The organism is Segeticoccus rhizosphaerae (assembly GCF_009192725.1).
Taxonomy (GTDB): domain Bacteria; phylum Actinomycetota; class Actinomycetes; order Actinomycetales; family Dermatophilaceae; genus Segeticoccus; species Segeticoccus rhizosphaerae.
The window spans coordinates 1-7,328 of the sequence record NZ_VOHR01000195.1; the positions used below are offsets into that span (position 1 = coordinate 1).

Below are 7,328 nucleotides of genomic sequence, written 5' to 3' on the forward strand. Positions count from 1 at the left end.
GCCCCCGCGAAGTATCGGAGCGAAGCGGAGAACTTCGTGGGGTGGCGTGTCGGGGCCCCCGCGAAGTATCGGAGCGAAGCGGAGAACTTCGTGGGGTGGCGTGTCGGGGCCCCCGCGAAGTATCGGAGCGAAGCGGAGAACTTCGTGGGGTGGGTCATGCTCCGGCCGTCTTCCGGGCACGGGGCAGCAGGTCGGCCACCGGTTCGCTGTAGGCGATCGACTCGAGCTCGTCGCCACGGTAGGTCAACGTGGTGAGGGACGCGAGCGAGCACTGCCGCCGGCGCGGGTCGTGCCAGAGGCGCCGGCCCTCCAGGTGGCAGCGCAGGGTCCAGATCGGCAGCTGGTGCGACACGATCACCGCCTCGTGCCCCCGCGCGCTCTCGCGGACGTCGTCGATCGCGGCCAGCATCCGCTGCGCCAGCTGGACGTACGGCTCACCCCACGAGGGGCGGAACGGGTTGACCAGGCGCCGCCAGTGCTGGGGCCGGGAGAGTGACCCGTCGCCCCTCCCGAAGGTCATGCCCTGGAAGTAGTTCTCCGCCTCGATCACCCGGTCATCGGTGGTGACGCTGATCCCGTGCGCCTGCGCCACCGGCGCCGCCGTCTCCTGCGCGCGCTCCAGCGAGGAGGCCACGACGACGGTGATGTCGTGGTCGGCCAGGTGCTTGCCGACCCGCTCGGCCATCTCCTGTCCCAGCTGCGACAGGTGGAAGTCCGGCAGCCGCCCGTAGAGCACACCAGTGGGGTTCTCGACCTCGCCGTGTCGCAGCAGGTGCACGGCGGTCCGTTCGGCCGGCGCGGGCCAGCTGGCGCTCGTCATTCGGGGTCCCCGCGAAGTAGCGAGCGAGACACGAGTGACTTCGTGGGGTGCTCTTCGTGGGGGGCCGTCATAGCGCGATTGTCGCAAACGACTCTGAGACGTCCCTGACCGCCGCCGGGAGGGCCGCGAGCACGCGGTCCACCGCGTCGTCGTCGTGCGCGGCGCTGACGAACCAGCACTCGAAAGCGCTCGGCGGCAGGTGCACGCCCTGGCTGAGCATCGAGTGGAAGAAGACCTTGAACAGCTCGGTGTTCTGCGCCTTGGCTCCGTCGTAGTCGGTCACCGGGCCCTCGGTGAAGAAGACGCTGAACATGCTCCCGGCCCACTGGATCGCGTGCGGTATGCCGGCCGCGGACAGGGCGTCGCCGGTCGCCCCGGCGATGGCCTGGCTGACCACGGCGAGCCGGTCGTAGACCTCCGGCGTGCAACCGCGCAGGGTCGCGAGTCCGGCGGCCGTGGCAACGGGGTTCCCCGACAGCGTGCCGGCCTGGTAGACCGGCCCGGTCGGCGCCAGCCGGGCCATGATCTCGGCCCGTCCACCGAAGGCCGCGGCCGGGAAGCCGCCGCCCATGATCTTGCCGAGGGTGAACAGGTCGGGCGCGCCCCCGTCATACGGACCCTCGAGCCCGTACCACCCGGCGGCGCTGCAGCGGAACCCCGTCATGACCTCGTCGGAGATGAGCAGTGCGCCGTGGTCGGCGGTGATCCGGCGCAGCCCCTCGGTGAAGCCGGGCAGCGGTGGGACCACCCCCATGTTCCCGGGGGAGGCCTCCGTGATGACCGCGGCGATCTCGTCGCCGTGCTCGGCGAAGGCGGCCTCGACGGCGGCCAGGTCGTTGTAGGGCAGGACGATCGTCTCGCCGGCGCTCGACGGCGGGACCCCCGCGGAGTCCGGCAGGGCGAACGTCGCTACCCCGCTGCCGGCCGAGGCCAGCAGGGCATCCACGTGACCGTGGTAGCACCCTGCGAACTTGACCACCTTGGACCGTCCGGTGAAACCGCGCGCCAGCCGGAGGGCGCTCATCGTGGCCTCGGTGCCGCTGCTCACGAGCCGGACCTGCTCCACCGGGCCGACGCGCGACACGATCTCCTCGGCCAGGAGGATCTCGTTCTCGCTCGGCGTGCCGAAGGAGAAGCCGCGCGAGGCGGCTTCGCTGACCGCCGCGAGCACGTCGGGGTGTGTGTGCCCGAGGATCATCGGCCCCCAGGAGCCGATCAGGTCGACGTACTCGCGCCCGTCCACGTCGACCAGGTAGGGGCCTCGCGCGCTGGCCATGACGCGGGGCGTGCCGCCCACCGCGCCGAAGGCACGCACGGGGCTGTTCACCGCGCCGGGCGTGACCCGGGCGGCGCGCTCGAGCAGGGCACGTGACTGGGGGGCATCGAAGGGGTCTGCCGTCATGGCGGCATTGTCTCAGCCGGCCGGGTGTGATCCACCCCACGGCAGCGCGCCCCCGCCAGGGACGGTCAGATCGCGTCGGTCCCCTTGCCCACGTCGTGGCCAGGAGCCTGCGACCTGATGCCGTCCGCGATGGAACGCATGGCCGAGCCGAGGGCGTGGAACTCGTCGGCGCTGAGGTGGTTCAGCAGGTTGCGCCGCACGCTCTCGACGTGCACCGGCGCCATCCCCTCGAGGGCCCGCCGGCCCTCCGCCGTCAGCACCAGGTCGATACCGCGCCGGTCACCCGCCGAGGGGCGTCGCTCCACCCAGCCGCGCCGCTCGAGCCGGTTCGCGGTGTGGGTGAGGCGGCTTCGGGACTGCACGACCAGGTCAGCCAGCGCCGACATCCGCAGGTGCCGGCCCGGCGCCTCGGAGAGCATCGAGATGATCTCGTACTCCGACAGCTGCACGCCGTGCTCCTGCAGGTCGCGGTCGAGCGCCGTCTCGAGCAACCTGGAGGCGCGCAGGTAGGCGCGCCAGTCGCGTTGTTGCTCGGCATCCAGCCATCGTGCCCTCGGGGTCCCCTGCATGTCGGGAAGTCTATGGGTAGGACGGTGAGGCCCCGGGGGGTTCGGACGAACTGCCACTTCCCCCTCTCGACCCGCCACCGCTTCGGCGAGTCATCCCCGGCGCGGCCGGCCGAGTGAGCTCCTCCGACCGGTCTCGGGTCGAGAGCCCACCGACATCTAGTTGAACTTTCAATCATTCTTCGGTATGGTGGTGCCAACAACGCAGACCACAACCACTCAAGGAGCACACATGAGCACCCTGCAGGACCTCACCCCCGGCACCTGGACCGTCGACGCCGCCCACAGCGAGGTCGGGTTCATCGCCCGTCACCTGATGGTCACCAAGGTACGCGGCACGTTCGAGGAGTTCTCCGCCGACGTCGTCATCGCCGAGCCCTTCGAAGACTCCTCGGTCACCGCCACCGTGCAGCTCGCCTCGGTCGACACCCGCAGCGACGACCGCAACGCCCACCTGCGCTCGGCCGACTTCTTCGACGTCGAGAACAACCCCGAGATGACCTTCACCTCGACCCAGGTGTCCTCCGACAAGCTGGTCGGCGACCTGACCATCAAGGGCGTCACCCAGCAGGTCGTCTTCAACCTCGACTTCAACGGCGTCACCCCTGACCCGTGGGGCGGCACCCGCGCCGCGTTCGAGGCGACCGCCGAGGTCAACCGCAAGGACTTCGGCCTGACCTGGAACGTCGCCGTCGACGGTGGCAACATGCTCGTCTCCGAGAAGATCAAGCTCAACCTCGACATCCAGCTCGTGCAGCAGCAGGCCGACGCCAGCTGACGCCGACCCAGCACGACCTGGTATGCCGGCCGCCCACCTGGGGCGGCCGGCATACCTGTCTGTGATCCGCCCCGCGCCCGGCTCAGTGGGCTTTCGGTCGGTCAGACCGCTCGCGGGGCCGAAACGGGCGGTCGAAACCGGTTTGGGGCGCAGAAAGGCGCTCGGGCGAGCACCGGCGCGGCCGGGTCAGGGCAGGCGCTGGGAGCGCTGGTGGGCCCTGGCCAGCACCGCGAGGGCCAGGTTCGTCAGCTGCTCGCTCCGTTGCAGCCCCGGCCTGGCGAAGACCACCGAGGTGAACCGGCCGGCCGTGCAGGTCTGGGCCGAGACGCCGGTGCTCTGGCCGACCGGCAGCAGGTTGACCGTCCGGTCCGCACCCTGGGGGGCTCCGCCGATCTCCGAGAGCGTCGTGAACAGGCTGCACGCCTGCTTCGCGTCGAGCCTCCCGCCGGAAACCATCTTCTGCGCCTGCACGAGCTCCTTGCGGTCGGCCGCGCTGAACTGGTCCTTGTGCTGCTCCATCTGCTCGAGGGCCGACGGCAGGGTCTGCGCCCAGGTCGAGGACGGCATCGCCGTCACCTGCACCAGGGTGCTCGGGGCGAGGGAGTCGGCCTCCACCCAACGACAGGTGTAGCCCTCGCCGACGCCGGAGACCGGGATGACCCGGTCGACGGACTTGCCGACCAGGCGCTTGCGGTCAGCCGAGGTGAGCAGGCTGCACACCGGCGGCAGGTCACCGACGGTCGGCGCGGCGCCCGGTGAACCGGCTGCGCTGCTCGGTGCGTCGGGCTCGGCTCCGGCACTGCTCGTCGTCGTCTCTCCAGTCGCGGCGCCGCTCGACCTGCCTGGGGCCGGCGTGTCCGCCGCGTCAGGGCTCGACGAACCGCACGCCGTCGCCGCCAGCAGCAGCGCAGCGCTCAGCACGCTCGCCTTGAGCCACATGTGTTTCCCTCCCGGGCAGATGTCCGGCACAGACTACGCGCCGCGCAGAGGTGCTCCGACGGGCGTGCCGGTATGCCGCGGCCCGCTCTGCGCGGACCGTGCCCGACCGTAGGGTCGGACCATGTCCGCACCAGCTCGTGCCGCCGTGGAGCGACTCCTCGGCCAGGACGCTGCCGAGGTCACCGGCGTGCCAGGTGGCGACATCTGCGCGACCCACCGCGTCCGACTGGACGATGGCACAACCGTTTTCGTGAAAGCGCTCGACGACGCTCCACCTGGCTTCTTCGCGGCCGAGGCGCGCGGCCTGCGCTGGTTGCGGGACGCCCACGGGGCGCCTGTCCCCCGCGTGCTGGGAGCCGACGAGCACGCCCTGATCGAGGAGTGGGTCGCGCCCGGATCGCCCACGCCGGTTGCGGCTGAACGGTTCGGCGACGTGCTGGCTCGCACCCACCGCGCCGGCGCGGAACGCTTCGGGGTGGACCCGCCGGCATACATCGGCACGTTGCCGCTTCCGTCCGGCGGCGCCGCGACCTGGCCGGAGTTCTTCGCCAGCCAGCGGATCGAGCCCTTCGCCCGCCTCGCGCGCGACCGCGGAGCCCTCGACGCTGCCCAGACCGCCACGATCGAGCAGCTCGTGCAGCGACTGCCGACGTTGGCCGGGCCTCCGGAACCTCCCTCGCGGATCCACGGCGACCTGTGGACGGGCAACCTGCTCTGCGGCGCTGACGGTGCTGCGCTGCTCATCGATCCGGCCGCGCAGGGCGGCCACCGCGAGACCGACCTGGCGATGCTGCAGCTGTTCGGCGCCCCGCACCTCGAGCTGGTGCTCGCCGCCTACGACCGGGCCTGGCCGCTGTCCGAGGGCTGGCGCGATCGGGTGCCGCTGCACCAGGTGCACCCACTGCTGGTGCACGCCGCCCTCTTCGGCCGGAGCTACGGCGCAGCGGCGGTCCGTGCGGCCGAGTCGGTCCTGCGTGCCGGGTGACCTGAGCGACCGTCCTGGTCGCGCCCGAGCCCACGGACGATCAGGGCCACCACCGCGAGCCCGACGGCGACGACGCCGACGGTGAGGCCCAGCATGGCGAGCCAGTTCGTCTGGAAGGCCTGCGGCACCAGCCGGGTCGGGACCGCGACGACGCCGATCAGCGCACCGACGAGACCGAGGTAGGTGCCGATCATGTTGCCGGCGTGGGCCCGGATGCGGCCCCGTCGCGCGTTCCAGAGACCGAGCGTCAGGGTGACCAGGGTGAAGGTGGACAGCGCATGGATCCAGCTGAAGCTCCCCGGACGCAGCTGCTGGATCCAGTAGGAGGACCCGGCGGTGAAGTACATCAGGACGAGCCACACCCGCCCGACCACCCGGTGGGCGCGGTCGCCCCGCGGACGGCGCAGCACGTTCACCGGACCGACGACCAGCGCCAGGCTCGCGGCGAGGGCGTGCAGTGCGATCAGGACCGACCACGCGTGTTCTGGATCTCGCACGGCGACCTCCTCGGCCAAGTTCCCGACCAGTTTGGATAGTGACAAGATCCAACATATCAGTGGTTGGATAGCGTGACTACCCAAATGCCTCGTCCCGTCGGCGCAGCGGCCCGGGGCGGCGCCCGGCTAGGGTCGCGGGATGAGCCGTATGCCGTTGGGAGACCCCGCTCCACGCGCGGCCGCGGTGCTCACGGACGTGGTCGAGGAACGGCTCCCGGTGCCCGGCAAGGCGCACCTGCCGCACGACGTATGGCTGCGGGGCACCTACCGCCCGCCCGCTGGAAAGGGTGGTGAGGTTTGAGGCGGGCTTCCCGGCTCAAACCTCACGACCAGTCCTCTCGGATCAGGCAGGCCGGGACAACGCGCGGGCCGCCTCGACGGCGTGGTAGGTCAGGATGATCTGCGCGCCGGCCCGCCGCAGCGAGGTCAGCGCCTCCATCATCACCCGCTCGCGGTCGATCCACCCGTGGGCGGCAGCCGCCTCGATCATCGCGTATTCGCCGGAGACCTGGTAGGCCGCGACCGGCACGTCCGACTCCGCGGCGACTGCGGCCAGCACGTCCAGGTAGGGCAGCCCGGGCTTGACCATGACGATGTCGGCCCCCTCGTCCAGGTCGAGGCGCAGCTCGCGCAGCGCCTCGGTGGCGTTGGCCGGATCCTGTTGGTAGGTCGCGCGATCGCCCTGCAGTGTCGACTCGACGGCCTCCCGGAAGGGGCCGTAGAAACCGGAGGCGTACTTCGCGGCGTAGGCCAGCACCACGGCGTCGGTGAGACCGGCCTCGTCCAGAGCCGACCGGACCCACCCGACCTGACCGTCCATCATCCCCGACAGGCCGACCACGTGCGCGCCGGCACCGACCTGCGCGAGGGCCATCTCGGCATACCGACCCAGGGTCGCGTCGTTGTCGACCCGCCCCTGCGCGTCGAGGACGCCGCAGTGCCCGTGGTCGGTGAACTCGTCGAGGCACAGGTCGGCCATGAGCACCGTGTCGTCACCGACGGCGTCCCTCACCGCGCGCAACGCGACGTTGAGTATGCCGTCCGGATCGGTTGCTCCCGAACCGATGGCGTCGCGGTGGGTGGGGACGCCGAAGAGCATCAGCCCGCCCACGCCCGCCGCGACGGCCTCACGTGCCGCTGCGACGAGCGAGTCGGTGGTGTGCTGCACGACGCCGGGCATGGAGGTGATCTGCGTCGGCTCGGTCGCACCCTCACGGACGAACATAGGCAGCACCAGCTCGGCCGGGTGCAAGCGGTGCTCGGCCACGAGCCGGCGCATCGCCGCGGTCTGGCGCAGCCGGCGCGGGCGGTGCAGCAGGCCCGCCGGTGTGACCCGGGGGA

9 protein-coding genes are annotated in these 7,328 nt (G+C 71.4%); 3 read left to right on the plus strand and 6 right to left on the minus strand.

What is annotated here, in order from left to right:
* Nucleotides 1-154 precede the first annotated feature (154 nt).
* The 3 genes from FRW57_RS14480 to FRW57_RS14490 form a co-directional block, all read right to left on the minus strand.
* Entirely contained in the window at nt 155-820 is a 666-nt protein-coding gene (locus FRW57_RS14480; RefSeq protein WP_152186322.1) for a histidine phosphatase family protein, read from the minus strand.
* Nucleotides 821-887: 67 nt separating this feature from the next.
* Nucleotides 888-2,222: a glutamate-1-semialdehyde 2,1-aminomutase gene (hemL, locus tag FRW57_RS14485; RefSeq protein WP_137121408.1), complete on the minus strand. Its 1,335-nt coding sequence runs from the start codon at nt 2,220-2,222 to the stop codon at nt 888-890.
* A 65-nt stretch (nt 2,223-2,287) separates the two neighbouring features.
* Complete coding sequence (locus tag FRW57_RS14490; protein WP_137121407.1) at nt 2,288-2,791, minus strand: MarR family winged helix-turn-helix transcriptional regulator; 504 nt, start codon at nt 2,789-2,791, stop codon at nt 2,288-2,290.
* Between the two features lie 229 nt (nt 2,792-3,020).
* Between FRW57_RS14490 and FRW57_RS14495 the strand changes: the two genes are divergently transcribed.
* On the plus strand, nt 3,021-3,566 hold the full coding sequence (locus FRW57_RS14495; protein WP_137121406.1) for a YceI family protein: 546 nt from the start codon (nt 3,021-3,023) through the stop codon (nt 3,564-3,566).
* A 186-nt stretch (nt 3,567-3,752) separates the two neighbouring features.
* Here the strand turns inward: FRW57_RS14495 and FRW57_RS14500 are convergent, their stop codons facing one another.
* Entirely contained in the window at nt 3,753-4,505 is a 753-nt protein-coding gene (locus FRW57_RS14500) for a hypothetical protein (RefSeq protein WP_137121405.1), read from the minus strand.
* Between the two features lie 121 nt (nt 4,506-4,626).
* Between FRW57_RS14500 and FRW57_RS14505 the strand changes: the two genes are divergently transcribed.
* Nucleotides 4,627-5,490 (plus strand): fructosamine kinase family protein, encoded by an 864-nt coding sequence (locus FRW57_RS14505; RefSeq protein WP_152186323.1) that lies wholly within the window; start codon nt 4,627-4,629, stop codon nt 5,488-5,490.
* On the opposite strand, the gene FRW57_RS14510 is transcribed toward FRW57_RS14505, so the two are convergent.
* Nucleotides 5,439-5,987, minus strand: coding sequence for a DUF2306 domain-containing protein (locus FRW57_RS14510; protein ID WP_162529366.1), 549 nt, complete (start codon nt 5,985-5,987; stop codon nt 5,439-5,441). The genes FRW57_RS14505 and FRW57_RS14510 overlap by 52 nt on opposite strands.
* A 139-nt stretch (nt 5,988-6,126) precedes the next feature.
* Here FRW57_RS14510 and FRW57_RS23290 point away from each other — a divergent pair, with 139 nt between their 5' ends.
* Nucleotides 6,127-6,288: a hypothetical protein gene (locus FRW57_RS23290; RefSeq protein ID WP_162308180.1), complete on the plus strand. Its 162-nt coding sequence runs from the start codon at nt 6,127-6,129 to the stop codon at nt 6,286-6,288.
* Between the two features lie 42 nt (nt 6,289-6,330).
* Here the strand turns inward: FRW57_RS23290 and hemB are convergent, their stop codons facing one another.
* On the minus strand, nt 6,331-7,305 hold the full coding sequence (gene hemB, locus FRW57_RS14515) for a porphobilinogen synthase (RefSeq protein ID WP_238999438.1): 975 nt from the start codon (nt 7,303-7,305) through the stop codon (nt 6,331-6,333).
* Nucleotides 7,306-7,328 lie beyond the last annotated feature (23 nt).